The 17,573-nt window shown below is 49.7% G+C and carries 16 protein-coding genes and 1 pseudogene; 13 read left to right on the forward strand and 4 right to left on the reverse strand.

Annotated elements, in window-relative coordinates; all coding sequences use genetic code 11:
• The first annotated feature begins 144 nt into the window (after positions 1 to 144).
• The 3 genes from rnc to BM091_RS03895 are packed head-to-tail and all read left to right on the forward strand — an operon-like array spanning position 145 to position 2,523.
• Positions 145 to 879 (forward strand): ribonuclease III, encoded by a 735-nt coding sequence (gene rnc, locus BM091_RS03885; protein WP_093393638.1) that lies wholly within the window; start codon positions 145 to 147, stop codon positions 877 to 879.
• Positions 876 to 1,946, forward strand: coding sequence for an elongator complex protein 3 (locus tag BM091_RS03890; protein ID WP_093393639.1), 1,071 nt, complete (start codon positions 876 to 878; stop codon positions 1,944 to 1,946). The genes rnc and BM091_RS03890 overlap by 4 nt, the downstream gene beginning before the upstream one ends.
• 22 nt (positions 1,947 to 1,968) lie before the next feature.
• Positions 1,969 to 2,523 (forward strand): DUF4178 domain-containing protein, encoded by a 555-nt coding sequence (locus BM091_RS03895; protein WP_093393641.1) that lies wholly within the window; start codon positions 1,969 to 1,971, stop codon positions 2,521 to 2,523.
• Between the two features lies 1 nt (position 2,524).
• On the opposite strand, the gene BM091_RS03900 is transcribed toward BM091_RS03895, so the two are convergent.
• From BM091_RS03900 to BM091_RS03910, 3 genes are all read right to left on the reverse strand, one after another.
• Positions 2,525 to 4,324 (reverse strand): ABC transporter ATP-binding protein, encoded by a 1,800-nt coding sequence (locus BM091_RS03900; protein ID WP_093393642.1) that lies wholly within the window; start codon positions 4,322 to 4,324, stop codon positions 2,525 to 2,527.
• 244 nt (positions 4,325 to 4,568) lie between these two features.
• A complete protein-coding gene (locus BM091_RS03905; protein WP_093393643.1) occupies positions 4,569 to 4,820 on the reverse strand; it encodes an FmdB family zinc ribbon protein in 252 nt (83 codons plus the stop codon).
• A gap of 93 nt (positions 4,821 to 4,913) precedes the next feature.
• On the reverse strand, positions 4,914 to 5,843 hold the full coding sequence (locus tag BM091_RS03910) for an AraC family transcriptional regulator (protein ID WP_093393645.1): 930 nt from the start codon (positions 5,841 to 5,843) through the stop codon (positions 4,914 to 4,916).
• A 155-nt stretch (positions 5,844 to 5,998) separates the two neighbouring features.
• On the opposite strand from BM091_RS03910, the gene BM091_RS03915 reads away from it, so the two are divergent.
• The 10 genes and pseudogenes from BM091_RS03915 (at position 5,999) to BM091_RS03960 (ending at position 17,213) form a co-directional block, all read left to right on the forward strand.
• Complete coding sequence (locus tag BM091_RS03915; RefSeq protein ID WP_093393646.1) at positions 5,999 to 7,000, forward strand: aldo/keto reductase; 1,002 nt, start codon at positions 5,999 to 6,001, stop codon at positions 6,998 to 7,000.
• Between the two features lie 121 nt (positions 7,001 to 7,121).
• Positions 7,122 to 7,637 (forward strand): annotated as a pseudogene (locus tag BM091_RS14205) (flavodoxin).
• Positions 7,634 to 8,833 (forward strand): iron-containing alcohol dehydrogenase, encoded by a 1,200-nt coding sequence (locus BM091_RS03925; RefSeq protein ID WP_093393648.1) that lies wholly within the window; start codon positions 7,634 to 7,636, stop codon positions 8,831 to 8,833. The pseudogene BM091_RS14205 and the gene BM091_RS03925 overlap by 4 nt, the downstream one beginning before the upstream one ends.
• Positions 8,834 to 8,859: 26 nt before the next feature.
• Positions 8,860 to 9,261, forward strand: a complete 402-nt coding sequence (locus BM091_RS03930) for a (R)-mandelonitrile lyase (protein ID WP_093393649.1) — start codon at positions 8,860 to 8,862, stop codon at positions 9,259 to 9,261.
• 189 nt (positions 9,262 to 9,450) lie between these two features.
• Positions 9,451 to 11,538 carry a TonB-dependent receptor gene (locus BM091_RS03935; protein ID WP_093393651.1) on the forward strand — a complete coding sequence of 696 codons (2,088 nt, stop codon included), beginning with the start codon at positions 9,451 to 9,453 and terminating at the stop codon, positions 11,536 to 11,538.
• The gene (locus tag BM091_RS03940) at positions 11,526 to 13,058 is read left to right on the forward strand and encodes an ABC transporter substrate-binding protein (protein WP_093393652.1); all 1,533 of its coding nucleotides are present in this window, start codon (positions 11,526 to 11,528) and stop codon (positions 13,056 to 13,058) included. The genes BM091_RS03935 and BM091_RS03940 overlap by 13 nt, the downstream gene beginning before the upstream one ends.
• Positions 13,059 to 13,064: 6 nt before the next feature.
• A complete protein-coding gene (locus tag BM091_RS03945; protein WP_093393654.1) occupies positions 13,065 to 13,916 on the forward strand; it encodes a class I SAM-dependent methyltransferase in 852 nt (283 codons plus the stop codon).
• Positions 13,874 to 14,875: an ABC transporter permease gene (locus BM091_RS03950; RefSeq protein WP_093393655.1), complete on the forward strand. Its 1,002-nt coding sequence runs from the start codon at positions 13,874 to 13,876 to the stop codon at positions 14,873 to 14,875. The genes BM091_RS03945 and BM091_RS03950 overlap by 43 nt, the downstream gene beginning before the upstream one ends.
• The gene (locus BM091_RS03955; RefSeq protein ID WP_093393657.1) at positions 14,872 to 15,669 is read left to right on the forward strand and encodes an ABC transporter permease; all 798 of its coding nucleotides are present in this window, start codon (positions 14,872 to 14,874) and stop codon (positions 15,667 to 15,669) included. The genes BM091_RS03950 and BM091_RS03955 overlap by 4 nt, the downstream gene beginning before the upstream one ends.
• Entirely contained in the window at positions 15,666 to 17,213 is a 1,548-nt protein-coding gene (locus BM091_RS03960; RefSeq protein WP_093393659.1) for an ABC transporter ATP-binding protein, read from the forward strand. The genes BM091_RS03955 and BM091_RS03960 overlap by 4 nt, the downstream gene beginning before the upstream one ends.
• Here BM091_RS03960 and BM091_RS03965 read toward each other — a convergent pair.
• Positions 17,149 to 17,559: a PaaI family thioesterase gene (locus BM091_RS03965; protein ID WP_218148803.1), complete on the reverse strand. Its 411-nt coding sequence runs from the start codon at positions 17,557 to 17,559 to the stop codon at positions 17,149 to 17,151. The genes BM091_RS03960 and BM091_RS03965 overlap by 65 nt on opposite strands.
• Between the last annotated feature and the right edge of the window lie 14 nt (positions 17,560 to 17,573).

Raw genomic sequence — 17,573 nt, forward strand, 5'->3', positions numbered from 1 at the left:
TTTGAAAGGGCCTGTAAAGTAAAAACGCTCTGCCCTGCCGAAGGGCAGAAAATGCATAAAACTTCAAAAAGGCCTGGAAATACGTCCGAGGCTTTCTAAAATAAAGATCGCAGAAATGATTACGCTGATGGGGGCTAATGGCAGATGAGTACTAGGAGGGAACTTGAAGAAATCCTGGGGTACAACTTTAAAAATCCCGAACTACTGGAGCAGGCTCTGACACATCGTTCTTACGCCTACGAGCATAATCTCGATCCGAAAAACTCGGACAACGAAAGGCTGGAATTCCTGGGGGATGCCGTGTTGGGACTCGCCATGAGCCATCTTCTCTGGCATCGTTACCCTCACTACTCGGAAGGAGAGCTATCCAGGCTGAGGTCTGCCGTCGTAAACGAAACGGAGTTGGCCCACATTGCAAGAAAACTCAACGTTGGGCGCTTCTTGCTTCTCGGAAAAGGAGAAGAAAATACGGGCGGTCGTGAAAAACCGTCCATACTGGCTGATGCCGTTGAGGCCGTCCTCGGGGCGATTTATCTGGACGGGGGTTGGGAGAGTGTGCTGAAGGTTGTGGAGGAACACTTCGTGCCTCTTCTTGAAGCCTTTTCGGCAGAAGATCCCCTGGCCGAAATCGACAAAGACTATAAAACCAAGTTGCAGGAGTGGGCTCAAGCCCAGTTTAAAAAAACCCCAGTTTACCGTCTGGATCGCGAAGAAGGGCCAGATCACGATAAGACTTTCTATGTAAGTGTTTTGATCGATACCGAAGTTGTTGGACGGGGACGGGGAAGATCCAAGAAGGAAGCACAGCAAAGAGCTGCCCAGGTTGCTTACAAACGCCTGGTTCAGTCGGCGGAAGCCTCCATTGGGGGAAATAAGTGAAGGTTTTTCCCGTTTTTATACCCTTCATGGGATGTCCCTACAGGTGCGTTTACTGCAATCAGTATGCCACGACTTCTGATGCCTGCGGTACTCCGGACCGGGCCGTAAAAATGATCCGGCGGCTTGCGGAGAGGATCATTTCGGGGGCGGAAAGGCCTTCAGAACTCGCCTTTTACGGGGGAACATTTACCGCTCTACCCGTGAAAACCATGACGACCCTTTTAGAGCTTGCATCGGATTATGTGGAGAAGGGGATTTTTACCGGGATCAGGTTTTCCACGAGACCCGATGCCCTGGGCCGGCAGGTCATGAACATACTGATGGATTACCCGATATCGACCGTTGAACTTGGGGTTCAAAGCCTGGACGATCGGGTCTTACGGGCAAGCCGGCGGGGCTATGAGAGCCCGGTGGTGTACGAAGCTGCTTTTCAGGTAAGGTCCTCTGGATGGAAGCTGGGAATACAGTTAATGCCCGGCCTTCCGGAAGATACACTTGATGTCTTCGGAAAAACGGTCAGGGAAACCTGTGCAATAAAACCGGACTTCGTAAGGATATATCCGACAATCGTCTTAAGGGGTACACTCCTTGAAAAGTGGTACCATGAAGGTGCGTACAGACCCCTGTCTTTGAAAGAAGCCATCAATTGGTGCGTTCAGGCATTTACGGAGTTCGAGTCTTCGGGAATTAAGGTCATAAGAATGGGTCTTCAGGCAACGGAAGATTTAAACAGAGGCTCCGTCGTTGCAGGCCCTTATCATCCTGCCTTTGGGTATCTCGTAAAGGTGCATGTTTGGAGGAAATGTGTCGATGCTGCAATTGCGTCAATAGAGGACAGGGAAAGTGTTACCATTGTGGTTTCCAGGAAATTTATAAGCGAGTGCGTAGGACCAGGACGGATAAATGTGCGTTACTGGAAAAGGCAGTGGAACCTGAAAAATATTGCCCTGAAGTGTGCCGAACTTTGCGATTGCGAGGCTTTGCTGGAAACGAAGAGCTCGTCGGTGAAGTTGCCGAAAAGCGGGGCAAACCCCGCGTTCTGCGTTGCTAACCGGCGGGAGTTTTGATGTTTCTCGAGGGAGGGCGTAGATGATATTCTGGCCTTTTGGTAAGAAAAATAAAGGAAAAAAGGAAGCTTCCTTTGACCCCACGAACCTCACACTTGAACAGATGCAACCGGGATGGATGGTCGATTTTGATATGAAGACCTGGCAGGTGGTGGCCCGGCATCGCTACGACATGGGGGATGGCTTTGAGATGATTGAGTGGGAGCTTCGTAGTGGTGCGGAAACCAGATATTTGTGTCGTGAGGAAGACGACGGGATATACTGGACATGGATGCGCAAGGAAGCTCTGGGGGTTATAGATCCGAACCTGAGAAACCACATACTAAAGTACGAAGATCCTCCCGAGGTGATCGACTTTCAGGGAGTGAGATATGAAATGGAGAGCTACGGCGGCGGGTATTTTTACAGAAACGGAACGGGACCGGGAATTCCTTTTCTTTATTGGGACTACGAATCTGAAGAAGGAGAAAGGGTTCTTACGATTGAGCAATGGGGCGATACGGACTTCGAAGCGGCAATAGGCGAATACGTTCAGGAATATCAATTCAGCAACATTCTTCCCCGTGATGGGTTATGAATCATGCTTCAATTTTCTCCAGATAGCATCCTGGTACGGCACGCTGGAGCTGTTCAAACCAGAAGGAACGATAGATACCCTTTGCCTTAATAAGTTCTTCGTGAGTTCCCTCTTCGACTATGGATCCTTCCCTTAAGACGATTATACGATCAGCGTTGACGATTAGCGGCAGGTAGTGGGTCACAATAAGAATGGTCCTTTTCTGCATGAGGCGGTCAAAGGCTTCCATAACCTTCCCTTCGGCGCAGGGGTCCAGTCCTGCTGTGGGCTCGTCGAGAAGTATGATGGGAGCGTCTCTTAAAAGAGCCCGGGCGATGTGTATGCGCTTTGCCTGTCCGCCCGATAACTCAACGCCTCCCGGCCCCAGAAGGGTATCGTAACCGTCGGGTAGCTGGAGTATGAACTCGTGTGCGTTGGCATCTACCGCCGCTTTTACAACTTCTTCTCGCGTAACAGACCTTTCCGGGCTGCCGAGGGCGATGTTTTCGAATACCGTTGCATGAAATATAACGTGTTCTTGCGGAACAATGGCTATGTTTTTTCTTAAGGATGTTAGTGTGTATTGCCTTATATCCATTCCGTCCATCAGTATTCGACCCCCGACTGGGTCGATAAACCGGGGGATCAGGTTCAGCAGGGTCGATTTGCCGGATCCGGAATCTCCCACTATGGCGATTTTTTCCCCTTTCCTTACGGTAAAGGATATGTCTTTCAGGATTAGCTCTTCAGGGCGGTAGGCGAATGAAACCTTCTCGAATCGAATTTCCTCCCTGAAAGGGGGAGCCGGTACGGCATTCTCGGCTTCACATACCCCCATTTCACAGGGGGTAACCTTTAAAACATCTGAGATGCGCTCGTAACTTGCCGAAGCCTTTGAGAACTTTCCGAGATACTTGGTCAATTCTCTTATAGGTTTATAAAGACTTCTGAGATAGCTCATAAAAACCAAAAGCTCGCCGGGTGTTATCCTGCCCGCTTCAATTCGCCAGGCCCCTGCGACGACAACCCCCACCGTTCCGGCCGCAAGAATTACCGTAACCGAAGCACTATACAGCCCCTCCCACAGACCGGCTTTTGTGCTGGCTCTGGCGCTTTCACTACAAAATTTTTCAAACCTTCTCGTTTCGTGATCACTCAGCCCCAGAACCTTCAGACATCTTAGAGTTCTCGTTGCCGTCTCGGTTAGCGCAACAATAGCGCTTTCCTGCTTCCGTTTGTACTTTGTAAAATCCTTAATTTTCCCCGAAAAGTAGTCCGTACTCAGGGCCAGAGCCGGAACGATAAGAGCCACTATTAGGGCGAAGAGTGGGTCCAGGAGCAGCATAACGGTAAGGATTCCAGCCGCAGTGGGTATGCTTCTAAAGACCAGTAAAGCTCCGCCCTCCACAAGAGGCTGTAAATTGTCGGTGTCTGAGACCACGCGCGAAATGATTTCGCCAGAGCCGACACTCTGGAAGTATTTTGGAGGAAGATTTAGAACATGGGAAAAAACACGCAGGCGTAAGCCGCGAATCAATTCCTGGGCAGATCTGTTAAGGAGCACGTTCTGACCCACCATTGCCAGCCCCGTAAGCAGGGCGATAAGCATCATGGCCGCTGAAAGTGAGAGTAGCAGGGCCTTTTGAGGGACCAGAGAAGCAATGATGGGAGGCGGTTCTTTTTTCAGCAAAACGTAATCAAAGAGGGCCTGCAAAGGCCACGGCTCCAGAATGGACAGCAGGGCCTGTAGCAAAAGACACAGGGAAATAAGACACACGCCGGCCTTATGACTGCGGATATATTCAACGAAGAGCCTGAACATTGCGATTAGAAAACTCCCTTGTGCTGTATATAAAAAGCGGACATTCCCATTAACCTTACTATCAGATAAATAGGCCTAGTTACAATAATTAGTTAATAAAACATGACCACGAAACGGCTACAGATAAAGCCGATCAAGACTGAATCAATCTCCCCAGGATGAGGCGGGATTTTGCATTGAAAGGGCAAAAAAACGAACCGACCTTTTCAGGCCGGTTCTACGGTAATGTTCATGAAAAAATTTGTTAATCCTTTTCGGTTGAACCGGACGAATCTTTACCTTCTTTTTTGTCACTCGAAGACGGGGAACTCGTGCCCTTGCGGGCATAGTCCGTCACGTACCAGCCGGTGCCTTTAAGATGAAAGGTACTCATGGAAATGAGCTTGCGCAAACTTCCGTGGCAGGCCTCGCATTCGGTTAAAGGAGGATCGGAAAACTTCTGCATAACCTCAATAACCTTACCACATCTGGTGCATTCGTATTCGTATATGGGCATCCCACCACCTCCAGGCCTTTGAAGTATTTGCACTTCAACCTTTCCCGGTTGCATTATAAGTTCGGTTTTGGAGGTGTCAAGGAAGGGTTGGTGCTAATGATCTTCTTCAGAATTCAGCTCTCCAGCGGCGTAAGTTTCGTTTTGGAGCTTCTGAGCATCCCTCGAAGGAGGAAGCCCGAAGAATTTTCTGTAATCTCTGGTAAATTGAGAGGAACTCTCGTAACCGACCTTGAAGGCGGCAGTTGTTACGTCACAGCCGGCAAGCAGAAGCCTTCTCGCCTCGCAGAGTCTAAGCTTCTTCTGATACTGGAGAGGGCTCATTCCGGTAGCTGTCTTAAAATGCTGGTAGAAACTGGAAGTGCTCATCCCCACGAATGAAGCCAGTTCTCTCATCTTCAGGGTTTTTTGAAAATTCTTCTTCAGGTATGTAACGGCCTTTGCAATTTGACGACTTCGGTTGGTCGATAAGGCTATCTGGATAAGCCTGGGGCCCTGAGGGCTCGTAAGAAGGCGATAGAGTATTTCTTTTCGGATTATCGGTGCGAGAACCTGAGCATGCTCGGCTTCATCAACGAGTTCTACAAGCCTTCTGAAGGCGTCAAGGATTTGTCTCGTCACCCTGCCGAGTGCCATTCCTCGGTAGACCTGCCCGGGTGCCGTAAGCCCTATTCCCGATTCTACGATTAACTCCGTAAGGCTTCTCATGTCGATCTCCCAGGTGATTCCTACGTAGGGCCTCTCCTCAGAGGCTTCTACAACCTGGGCCGTTACGGGAAGGTCGAGAGAAGTGATAAGCAGGCTTTCTGCATTATAAGTGTAAGCCTCGTTTCCGATCAAAACCCTTTTTGCTCCCTGAAGGGATAGGCAAATACTGGGCGGTAAAATATAGCTGGTTGGCTCCGTAGGGCTTTCTATCCGGCTCAGGGTTAGGCCGGGGAGCGGGGTCACAGGTGATTGTTTTTCCGTAAGCCCGCATATTTTGCCGATTAAAAGTGCCCTCAAACTGCCTGTTTCACCACTCATTATCCGTAATTGCTCCTTAACGGGCCGTTTCCGGTCTGGCAATGTACGGAAAATCAGACAAAAATTCAGGAAAAACTTTATAGCCCTTTCAAGGTTCTATGAATACTCCTTTCTGTACAGGGGCATGAAAAAGTTCAGGTCCGGGAGGTAAGATCATGGGCTTGCCGAAGCGAAAATTGGGGCAAAGAGGGCCGGAAGTCTCGGCCCTGGGGCTTGGTTGTATGGGAATGAGCTTTGGTTACGGACCGCCGAAGGACAGGAAAGAAATGATTGGCCTTATTCGCAAAGCAGTGGAGTTGGGTGTGAATTTTTTTGACACGGCGGAAGTCTATGGACCGTACACAAACGAAGAACTCGTTGGGGAGGCACTTGAGCCTTTTCGAGGAGAAGTGATTGTAGCCACCAAGTTCGGTTTCGACACCGGCACCGATGCCGTCAGAGGCAGACTGGTACTTAACAGTCGTCCGGAACATATCAAAAGAGCCGTTGAAGGATCTTTAAAGAGACTCAGGACCGAGGCCATCGACATTTACTATCAACACAGGGTGGACCCTGCGGTTCCCATCGAGGAAGTGGCCGGTGCCGTAAAAGAACTTATAGAAGCCGGTAAGGTCAAACACTTTGGGCTTTGCGAAGCATCTGCAAATACCCTTCGCCGCGCTCACAGTGTGTGCCCCGTTGATGTCGTACAGTACGAATACTCCCTCTGGTGGCGAAAACCCGAACAGGAAATTATTCCGGTCTGCGAAGAATTGGGCATAGGCTTTGTTCCTTATAGCCCACTTGGTAAGGGCTACCTTACGGGGACGATTACCGAAGATGTGCGTTTTGACGACTCCGATTTCAGAAATATCGTTCCCCGGTTTTCGCCTGAGGCGGGAAGGGCAAATCGGGCGCTCCTGGACGCCGTAAAAGTAATTGCACTGCGAAAGGGTGCGACCCTTGCACAAATTGCCCTTGGCTGGGTACTTGCTCAGAGGCCGTGGATTGTTCCAATCCCGGGAACCACCAAACTTGATCGGCTCGTGGAAAACATCGGTGCAGCTTACATTGATCTGACGCCGGAAGAACTCAGAGAGATCGACGAAAAACTTGCTGCTATAACGATTCACGGAAACCGATATCCCGAGGAACTGGAAAAAATGACCTATCTCTGATTTGCTTGAACTGAATATGTCCGGAGAGAACAATGCCGTTAGTCGCAGGTTGTTCGTGAAGATTTTGGGGACTTTTTTCGGTTTCGGCCTGTGTTTTCGGACCCCGGGTCGGGAGGCGAAGATGAGTAGAAAGGATTCCGGTGGCTTGCTGGTGGCCTATTTCTCCCGCACGGGCAATACCGAAGCGGTTGCCCGAATCATTCACGAAAAAGTGGGAGGTAATATTTTCAGAATGGTTCCGGCAAACCCATATCCTTACGATTACGGTGAGTGTGTTAAACAGGCAAGAGAAGAGCTCGAAAGGGATTTCAGGCCGGCGCTTGCTCTTATGCTCGAGAATCCACAATCCTTTGATGTGATTTTTCTGGGCTATCCTATCTGGTGAGGTACAATGCCCATGATCGTGTTTTCGTTTCTGGAGGAATGTGGCTTTTCCGGGAAGGTTATTGTGCCCTTCTGTACTCACGAAGGAAGCAAACTGGGAAGGAGCGTGCGAGATATAGCCCGATTATGCCCGGATTCAACAATACTTAAAGCTATCGCCATAAGGGGAACTGAAGCAAGGTCGTTGGAGACAGAGCAAATGATTGATACCTGGCTACGGGATCTGAACATTGATGGAGGAGTTTTGCCATGATGAGATTTGAGTTTTTCAATCCCACGAGGATTATCTTCGGGGCGGGTTCGGTTGAACAGCTCGGAGATGCAGTGCGGCACTACGGCAAGAAAGCACTCCTGGTCATCGGTGGGGGTAGTGTCAAGAGGAGTGGGGCCTTTGACAGAGCGGTTTCGTCTCTTGAGAAAGCCGGTGTGTCGGTGGTTGAGTTTTCGGGAATTGAGCCGAATCCCAGGCTTTCAACGGTGAAGCGTGCGGTGTCTGAGGTTCTGAAAAGCGGTTGTGATGTCGTCGTGGGGCTGGGTGGCGGAAGTGTGATGGACGCTTCAAAAGTCATAGCGGCGGGTGTGTATTACGAGGGAGATCTTACGGAGATGTTTGTGCGGGCCGAAAGGAAGCAGAGGCTTCCCGATCGCGCCCTCCCCGTTGTGACCGTTCCGACTCTGGCCGCAACGGGATCGGAGATGAACAACGGTTCCGTGATAACAATTGACGAAGGCGGGGAAAGGCTCAAGACCTTCGTGATGGCGGAAGTGCTTTACCCAAGGGTTGCCGTCGTGGATCCCGAACTTACCGTAACCGTTCCTCCCGATTTCACGGCTTATGGCATATCCGATATACTGGCCCACGTAACCGAAACCTATTTTTGCAATGTGGAGGAATTTCCAATTCAGGACAGGTTTGCCGAAGGGATAATTCTAACTCTTCTGGAATGGGGACCAATAGCGGTCAGAGACGGACAAAATGTTGATGCCCGTGCCCATGTTCAATGGGCTTCTATAGTGGCTCTGAACGGCTGGATACAGGCGGGAATAAGGTTGCTGGCACCGGTGCACATGATTGAACACACCCTTTCTGCGCTTTACGACGTTCCGCATGGAGCAGGCCTTGCGGTGTTGAATCCTGCCTGGATGCGTTTTGCCTTAAGGAGTGCTCCCGGGCGGTTTGCGAAATTTGCCGAACGGATTTTTGGAGTTACCGGAGGTTCTCTGGAGGATCGGGCCGTTGAAGGAGTAAAACGCTTTGAAGATTTTCTAAAAACAATAGGCTGTCCTACGCGTCTTTCAGAACTCGGGATCGGAGATCCCGATGATGCAACACTTCAACAAATTGCAGAGGATACCTTGAAGGTACGCCGGGACAGAGAAGGAAGATTGCCGGGTTATCCGGCTCTTACGAAGGAAGATATAATTGAAATACTGCGCCTTGCAATGTGATCGTTAATACCTCCGGAGAGGGTAAGATGAAGATAATCAGAAACGGTTCTCGAAAGACGATGATTGGAGCCGAAGAGTTATTCAGCGGGAGGGTCTTGATAGATCCCTTGTTGTTTAAGCCTGCGGAGCCTTCGAGGGTGACCTGTGCCCTGGTAACTTTCGAACCGGGTTCCAGAACGGCATGGCACAGGCATCCTTCGGGGCAGATCCTCATAGTGACTTCAGGTCATGGAATTGTTCAGGAGTGGGGAAAAGAGCCGCAGGAGATCTTCCCGGGCGATGTTGTATGGATACCGCCAGACTCAAAACACTGGCACGGCGCTGCGCCTCACGCAATGATGACCCACATTGCAATTCAGGAAGCTGTTGACGGCAGGTCCGTTGAATGGATGGAAAAGGTTGGGGATGATCAGAATCCTGCAGATTGACCCGGGTTTGCCGGGTCCGGCTGAACGGTGTTGACTTTGCCGGATAACTGCTATAAAAAGTCGGCAAATGGAAATCGCATGAAGCGATTTTACCGTCGTTAACACTGGATACCGGAAACCGAAGGCTAAGAAGGCCATTGTCCTCAAGGAGAGGACGATGGCCTTTTGTTTTTGAGCAAGGAGGATGCTATGACCTGCCGTGGGTTGATCGTCCTGCTGATCGCGGTACTGGGTTGTATCGTCCCGTTCTGTGAGGCCTACGAAAATAGAGAGGTCGTTACCTCCGTCCTTCCCGGGATAACCGTTACGGCGACGAAAACGGAGGTAGACCCCGAAACCGTTCCCTTTTCGTTTTTCTCGGTGGATAGAGAAGATATTGAGCAACAACCGGATTTTTACATGGCAAATGTGGGTGAGCTTATTCGGGATCTTCCCGGCGTTCATGTCGCGCAATACTATCCCTGGGGACCGCCTTGGATTCATCTTCGCGGTACGGGCTATTTCATAGGTCGAACCGTCTATCTGATAGACGGTCTTCCTGCCTGGTCTTTCCTTTCCACGACGGTTCATCCCAAACACATAGAACGCGCTGATGTGCTTCTGGGCCCTTCTTCTGCTCTTTACGGAGCCAATGCATCGGGTGGCGCTGTTAATTTCATCACCCGAGAGGGTAGAGAAGGAATGGGAGCGGTTGTTGAAATGGCTTACGGCAGCAACGACACCTACAGGCCTCATGTTCACGCCGGAGGGAAAAAAGGCAACCTCAGGTATTTCCTGTCCTACACCGGTGATTATTCCGACGGGTACAGGATGAAACCCGTTGATGACATGATTATGCTGTGGAAGCTCGGCAAAAAGCAGTACCTCAGGGATGCATCTCTGGAAGATAACTCTTACGAGCATTCATTCTTCTCCGGTAAGGTAAATTGGGACGGGGAGTCGGGAACAAAGGCCTGGGTGGCTTTCCATTACGCCAATCGTTATCTGGACGGAGGACAGCCAAACCTGGTCCTGAACGATCACGGCGATCAGGCTATCGTAACGGCCCATGTGGAAACCCCCATAGCTTCTGCGGCAAAGGCCAAAGTGTCGGTAGCGTATCAATACTACGATCATCCTCAGCAGTATAACTCCGGATTATCTCTTGATGCGGATGGAAACCTTGTTCTCGATTCGTCTGTAGAAAGAAAGCGAGATTGGGAAGTTAAGCGCTATCCCGTTGAGGCTCAGGTAGATCTATGTCCCTTCAATAATATGATTTTCACGGTGGGGTCGTTCTTCAGCCGGGAAGAGGAATATCGCAGAGATGATTACCCTCAAAGCGGGACAAGTTCCCTCTATGAGGTTACCACAGACCAGTGGGCCTTCTATGTTCAGGACCAGATTCTGCTTTTGGACGGCAGGCTTTCTCTGATAGGCGGATTAAGGTACGACTACTGGAAATTTCACGACATCTTCGTGACCCAGGCAGAGCCGCAGGAACCGGATTCAGTTTCCAAGGATACGTGGACTTACAGAGGGGGTGTAAGGTTCAGGCTCAACGACAACATTTCGTTGCATTCGTCGGCGGGAACCGCTTACTGGCCCGGCCTTCCTCTTTGGTATTTTCAGGAGATCAGGACTGGTAAGACCTGGCGTGAGGCGAATCCGGATTTAAAACCCGAAAAAACCTGGATGGTTGATGCCGGAGTTGATGGGAAGGTGCCCACAACGGGTACCGAGTTCGGTGTAACGGGTTACTACGGCAGAATAAGGGACATGGTATCCTATCGGTATGACGAAAATCCCTATGTTGAGGGGGGAACCATAATAAGAACGCAAAACCTTGGAGAGGCCGAAATCTACGGTGTGGAATTATATGCCAGACAGAAAATCACGGAAAATTTGAGGCTTCAGGCTTCGCTTACGTTAAATCATTCGGAAATAGTTGAGGACCCGAAGAATGAAGGCAACGAACTCAGGAATGCCCCGGATTACTGGGGTAGTGTGGGCCTTTACTACGAAAATCCCGAGTTGCTGAACTGCAGTCTAATTGTTCGCTTTTCCGATGATCGCTATTACGACGACGAGAATACGGAACTCCCCTTTTTCCACATGAAGTCTTACAAGACGGTTGACGTGAAGGTATGGAGAGACTGGCAGATCGCTCGCCGATGGATTTTAACGACCTCTATTTCGGCAGTGAACATCTTCGATGAAGATTACGAAACGGAAATTGTTTATGTCAACCCGGGGCGGTACATCGAAGGTGCGGTGGGGATCCGGTGGTTGTTCTGAAAGCCTCCATAACAGGGGGTAACCGGAAGATAAAAAGCTCGGCCTTCTTGCCGGTCTTCCTTCTTCTGTGTGTCCACAGTATTTCGATTTGCGCCGGCGTCAACGAGGGTACCCTGATTATCGGCATAGGAAGAAATTTTTACGAAGGCCCGGAAAGTGCAACTTTTTTGCACGGTTCGACCAGAACCTGGGAAGCTCTTGTGGATCTGGACTCCGACTTTCGCCCCGTTCCATGGCTGGCCCAATCCTGGAGCCACAACCGGGACTATACCGAGTGGAAGTTCACGTTGAGAAAAAACGTCAGGTTTCACAACGGAGACCTTCTTACTGCCGATCACGTAATTGCCAATATTAAAAGGCTTAAACTCAACCCGAAATATGACCCCCTCGACAGGTATGGCATCGTTGAAAAGCTTTACGCGCTCGATGATCTGAACATTCTTTTTTTACTGAAAAGGTCCTGTTTGAACTTCCCTCAGTTAATTTCGTACTACGGAAGCCCTATTTTGCATCCCGGCGGATGGGATGCCGAAGGGAAAATAAAGCGGTTTATCGCCACAGGGCCTTACAGACTTGTGGAAGTCAGGAAGATCTGGGAAGAATCAATCGTTCTTGAGCGGAATGATCGGTATTGGGGAAGGATTCCTCCCTACGCCCGGGTGATTTTCCGTTCTATTCCGGACCCTCATGCTCGTTTAAACGCTCTTCTTGCAGGAACGATCGATGCGATACTCGACGTCGGAGGAATTTTACCCCATCAGAAGAAGGTTTTGATCCGTAGTCCTGGCATAGCGGTTAAAACGTCCAGGGTTGCTACGACTCATTACCTGATACCGAATAACCGGGCTTATCCTTTCAGCAATGAAAAATTCCGCAGATGGTTTGCATCGTCGGTGGACAGGGAACTCGTTGTTGAAACCATAATGGAAGGGCATGGCAGGGTTGCGTATGATCCTTATAGCGATCTTAATTGCCGGTGGAGTTTTTCTTCGGTGTCCTTCAGGGCCGTGCCCTTTCCCGAAGAGGAGGTGCTTCCGCAGATTGATAAGCCCGTGCTTATTCTCCTTCATGCCGGAACCGTACAGAGGTGGCCTTATAGAGAAATAGCCGAATATGTTGCTTCTATTCTGAGATCGAAGGGCTTAAAAACGGAGATTTTCGTTGCGGAAAAGGCCCTTTATTTCGCTCTATTAAAAGACGGAAGCTATAACCTTACCATAATGCCCTTTACTCTGATGACCGGTGATCCCTGCCTGTTCTATTCCGCCTTCTTATATTCAAAAGGGATCAGGAATACCGGTTGGAAGTGCCCGTGTGTGGATATGTTGATTGATCGGGCAAATGCCACAAAAAGTGTTTCGGAAAAGAGGGTAATATACAGGAACCTTCAGAAACTCATTGCGACTCACGCTCTAATCATTCCTCTATTTCACGAAGAGACCCTTTATGCTTACAGGAAGTCCTCAGGTGCTATAGGGATGGATGCGCTTTTTAGACCTTTTTATGAAGAGGGAGCCTGAACGTAGATGCACCCGGAAGATCTCGTGAAAGATCGGTTCTGGAGGCACATTATCGACGAATTACACCAGAACAATTTCATACTTAAAAGCCAGAAATTACATCCCCGACGATGGGCTCTTTTTTACGATCGTGCTGCTACATTAATACACAAGCTGTGGGGAGATCCCGATGCCGTTGCCGCTCTAATCGTGGACCAGCTTGAAAAACAGGATCTTCTCTCTTCGGGTGGTTCTGTCGTCGATCTGGGTTGTGGGACGGGCCTGTTAACTCTAGAACTGGCAAGGCGTGGTTATCGTGTCCTGGCCGTGGATTCATCTGCGGAGATGATAAATTTTTTGAAAAAACGCTTGTCCGGAGGTATGCAGGTCGAAACGGTGTGTTCCGACTTCCTTGCCTTTTGTCCTTCTGTACCTTACGACCTGTGTATTGCAATGAACTTTCCACCGCTTTTTTCCGTACGGGGTGTCTCTCAGGTGGAAAGATATGCCTCTGTTCGATGCTCGATTACGCTTGTGGATGAAGCCTTGAATGCCGATCTTGAATTCAGGCGTAAAGTTGCCGTTGATGTTCTCCGTGTAAAGCCTCCAAACACCGGACGGTTGCTTGTGCTGTGGCTCGTCGGACTTCTTTTGAGCAGGAACATCCTGCCCAATATGAAGACCCTAGAATGTAGTTCAAGAGTGGAAATTGAAATAAAGGAGCTTCTGGAATTCTATAAGCTCTATTTTGCAATCTTTGGAGTAAAAAATACCACAACAGAAAGATTGTTTCCCTTGCTTCTTAGCAGGAATACCGGCGAGACCTCTCAGGTGACATGGGAGCGAAATATGAGGTTTTGCTTGATCTGGTGGTGGTAGTAGAAATTATGGTGTCTGTGAAGCTTTCGTGGGTTTTCGTGAAGCTTCTTCGACTTCTTTCCATAGTGTCGGCCGTTGTGCTCATATGCTTTGTTATTGAAACGCTTCTTCCGGGTGATCCGGCCGAAGCCGTTCTTGCGGGTATTTCGGATGCGCCCGACCCTGAGAAGCTGCGTCAAATGCAGGAGTATCTAAAAACCGACGTTCATCCTTTTCATAGGGCTCTGGAATGGCTTAGAGGCATCATGGTGCTGGATTTCGGGGTTTCCTATCGATCTGGTGAGCCTGTACTTGACGAAATAGCCAGGCGTATTCCTGTGACTTTTGCTCTAACCTTTTTGACGGTGAGCTGGGTTATCCCCATGTCCCTCCTGGGAGCCTGGATTATGGTGAGGGATCGGTTCCGGGTGGGCTTACTGTTCAGGGGCCTTGCCTACGCAGGGTTGGTCGTTCCGGCTTACCTTCTGGGGAGCATTATACTCCTTCTGGCAGGAGTTCTTCACTCCAATGTTGCTTACGAAGGTGTGAATTCTCTCCTGTTCGCCTCTTTTACCCTCGGGCTTCCTATGTGCGGATTTTATACTTACATCAGTCGGGGGTTTATGCTGGACATACTTTTTTCGGAATACCTGCGCTTTGCCTATGCAAAGGGCTTATCCGAGTGGAAGGTCTTTTTAGGGCATGTGCTACCTGCACTTTTGCCGCAGATATTGGTCCTCTGGTTCATGAGTATCGGGCGACTCCTTGGAGGCTCCGTTGTCGTGGAAGTGCTTTTCGGTCTGCCCGGAATTGGTGAACTTTTTGTCGAGGCCGTGGCTTCCAGGGATTATCCCGTTATTCAGGCTCTGATTTTTTTGAGCGGCTGTTCAGTGGGAATTTTGATGGAGCTTTCCGATTTTTTGTTGCCCCTGCTGAATCCAAGGATACAACCCGATAAAGCCCGCAGTTATTTGTTATGAAGACAATAATTCTGCATGTGGTTTTTGTTCTGGGAGGTCTGATAGTCTTTGCTTTGATTTCTCCATCAATGGCTCCCAATGATCCTTCCAGAATTTCGTTAGCGGACCGGTTCAGGCCTCCCTGTCCGGAATATCCTCTGGGGACCGACGCCCTCGGGCGCTGTCATTTATCAAGATCCTTAACGGCCGCCCGAACAACCATCGGCAGGGGTATCATTGCAAGCCTTTGCTCCCTCCTGGGTGGAGTTCTTATTTATTGTATTGCTCGGTTGGGCGGAAGGTGGCTCGGCTTAGTAGTCATGACGGTTAACGACGCACTTCTTGCCGTCCCGTCGATTTTCATCGTTTTGGGGCTAATTTCCGCCAAAGGCGGTGCTGATGTAACTGCAATAATGGGCATCGGTCTTTACGGGGTGCCCTGGTGGGTACGATTCTTAAGTCATGTTGTACCTTCTGCTTATGAGAGAGATTTCGTCGTGGCAACACGTGTGGCAGGTGTTAGAGGTTTTCGTCTGATGTGCCATTGCGTGATGCCCTGTATCGTACCTCCGATCATGACGGCCTTCCTTATTCGCACGGCAAGATTTATGCTGCTTTTTGGGACTGTAGGCTTCATCGGTTTTGCCGGGTTCGCTTCAATTCCCGAATGGGGTGGTATGCTGAGAGAGGGCATACCGTACCTTCATAGGGCACCATGGCTTATTCTTGGTCCTTTCGCGGGGTTTACGATCTGCGGGGGGATACTGGTTTTTAGTGCCGACCGGATATCTCGCCTTTCTCCCGGGGATTCATGAAAGCTCTGATTGTTGAGAACCTGAAGATCGGCATTTCCTTCGGAGATAAAAAGAAAATAATTGTGGAAAATGGCGATTTCTCTGTTGAAAATGCCGAAATTGTGGGCTTTCTGGGCGAAAGCGGCTCCGGCAAGACAACCATAGCCCATGCCCTTTGCGGCCTTTTGAACATCCTTCCCTATCGCACCTATTCAAGGCTGGTCCCGGAAGTTGAAAGTGGGATAATCAGGTTTGTGGAAGGCTGTGCTATCGATATTGCCAGAAATCCCGACAAATTACGATCACTCCTGGGAAGGGGTATATTCCTTATGCCTCAGAGCCCTTCGGCATGTCTCAATCCCTATAGAACCGTGGGGGAGCAGATAAGGGAAGTGGCAGGTAATCAAAATGTTGGATTGTACCTCGAAGAAGTGGGTCTTTCCCGTGTCTATGCCGGGTTTTATCCCCATCAGCTCAGCGGCGGGATGAAGCGACGGGTTCTCATTGCCATGGCCCGGGCTCTCGGTCCCAGGGTTCTTATTGCCGATGAACCTACGGAAGGACTTGATGCAGAAACCAAAGAAGAAATGCTCCGCCTCTTTGTGAAACTCGTGAAAGAAAGTGAAACGGCCATCCTGATTATTACCCATGATTTGGAAAGCCTGGAGATGCTTCAGGAATTGGGCGGAGTGTCCCCCTTAAAAACTCTTTTGCTTTTCTCAAAGAAAATTATAAGGGGTACACTTCCAGAAGTAGTCAACTTACTCAACAGGAGCGGTCAGAGCTTTGAGACGAACCTTTTACTGCCTGACATTCCCCCGTGCAGGAAGGATGGGGGAGGATTGTTGCAGGTTCACCACCTGACGAAGTCTTACCCTTCTGTCGGAAGGGTACTTGACTCTGTTTCCTTTGAAATAAGTCCCGGAGAACGCGTTGGTCTGATCGGGCCCTCCGGTTCGGGAAAAACCACCCTGATAAGGTGTGTGGGAGGAGTAGAAAAGCCCGATGCAGGGAAAATCACCTGGAAGGGATCTTCCCTTATACCTTTTCCTTATAAATTTAGACGGGACATTCAGATTATATGGCAGGATCCTTATACCACGCTTCCACCGCACAGGCCTGTCAGAAAAATTATCGAAGAGCCTATTAAATCCGATGCCCACTCCGGAAAACGATGTGAAACGACAGTTCATCAAATATGCAATTTCCTAGGTATAAAAGCGAAGCTACTCGATCAGTATCCCTGGCAATTGAGTGGAGGAGAGGCTCAGAGGGTTGCCATTGCCAGAAGCATCGTAACGTATCCCCGCTGTGTTCTTGCGGACGAACCCCTCAACGGTTTGCACCTTCCCGAGAAACGAAGACTTCTTTTGCTTCTCGGAGAACTATTTAACTTCTGGGGTGTCTCACTTCTCGTGGTATCTCACCACATGGAAACCGTACATGCCTTAACAGAACGAGTCATGATACTCAGAGAAGGACGAATTGGGCATGACCCTGTCAGTCTCCCATGTCCTCCAGCCGCTCTTTCTTTCGGTAAACCGTACCCTGAAAGAGTGCAATAAGTCCCTCCCGGTCGTGGATGACCCGGATTGCATAGGTGGCAAGCCGTGGCGACAGGGATATCTCCTCCGCTTCAGCGTATAGAGTGCCCGATGAGACCGCCTTAAAATAGGAAATGGTTGCGTTTATGGCCAGGGCAACCTGACCGTGAGAGTTCGATGCCACGGCGAAAACCAGGTCTGCAAGAGTGAATATGGCCGCTCCGTGCACTATGCCCACTCCGTTGAGGTGGAAATCCCTTATGACCATTCTGGCTTTTGCATAACCCGGAGCAGCTTCAAGAATCTCAATTCCTGCATGAGCGGCATAGCGATCTCGGGAAAAGTATTTCTTAAGAAAGTCTTGCACTTTTTTCCTCCTGA

The sequence above is a fragment of the Thermodesulforhabdus norvegica genome (genome assembly GCF_900114975.1).
Classification (GTDB): Bacteria; Desulfobacterota; Syntrophobacteria; order Syntrophobacterales; family Thermodesulforhabdaceae; genus Thermodesulforhabdus; species Thermodesulforhabdus norvegica.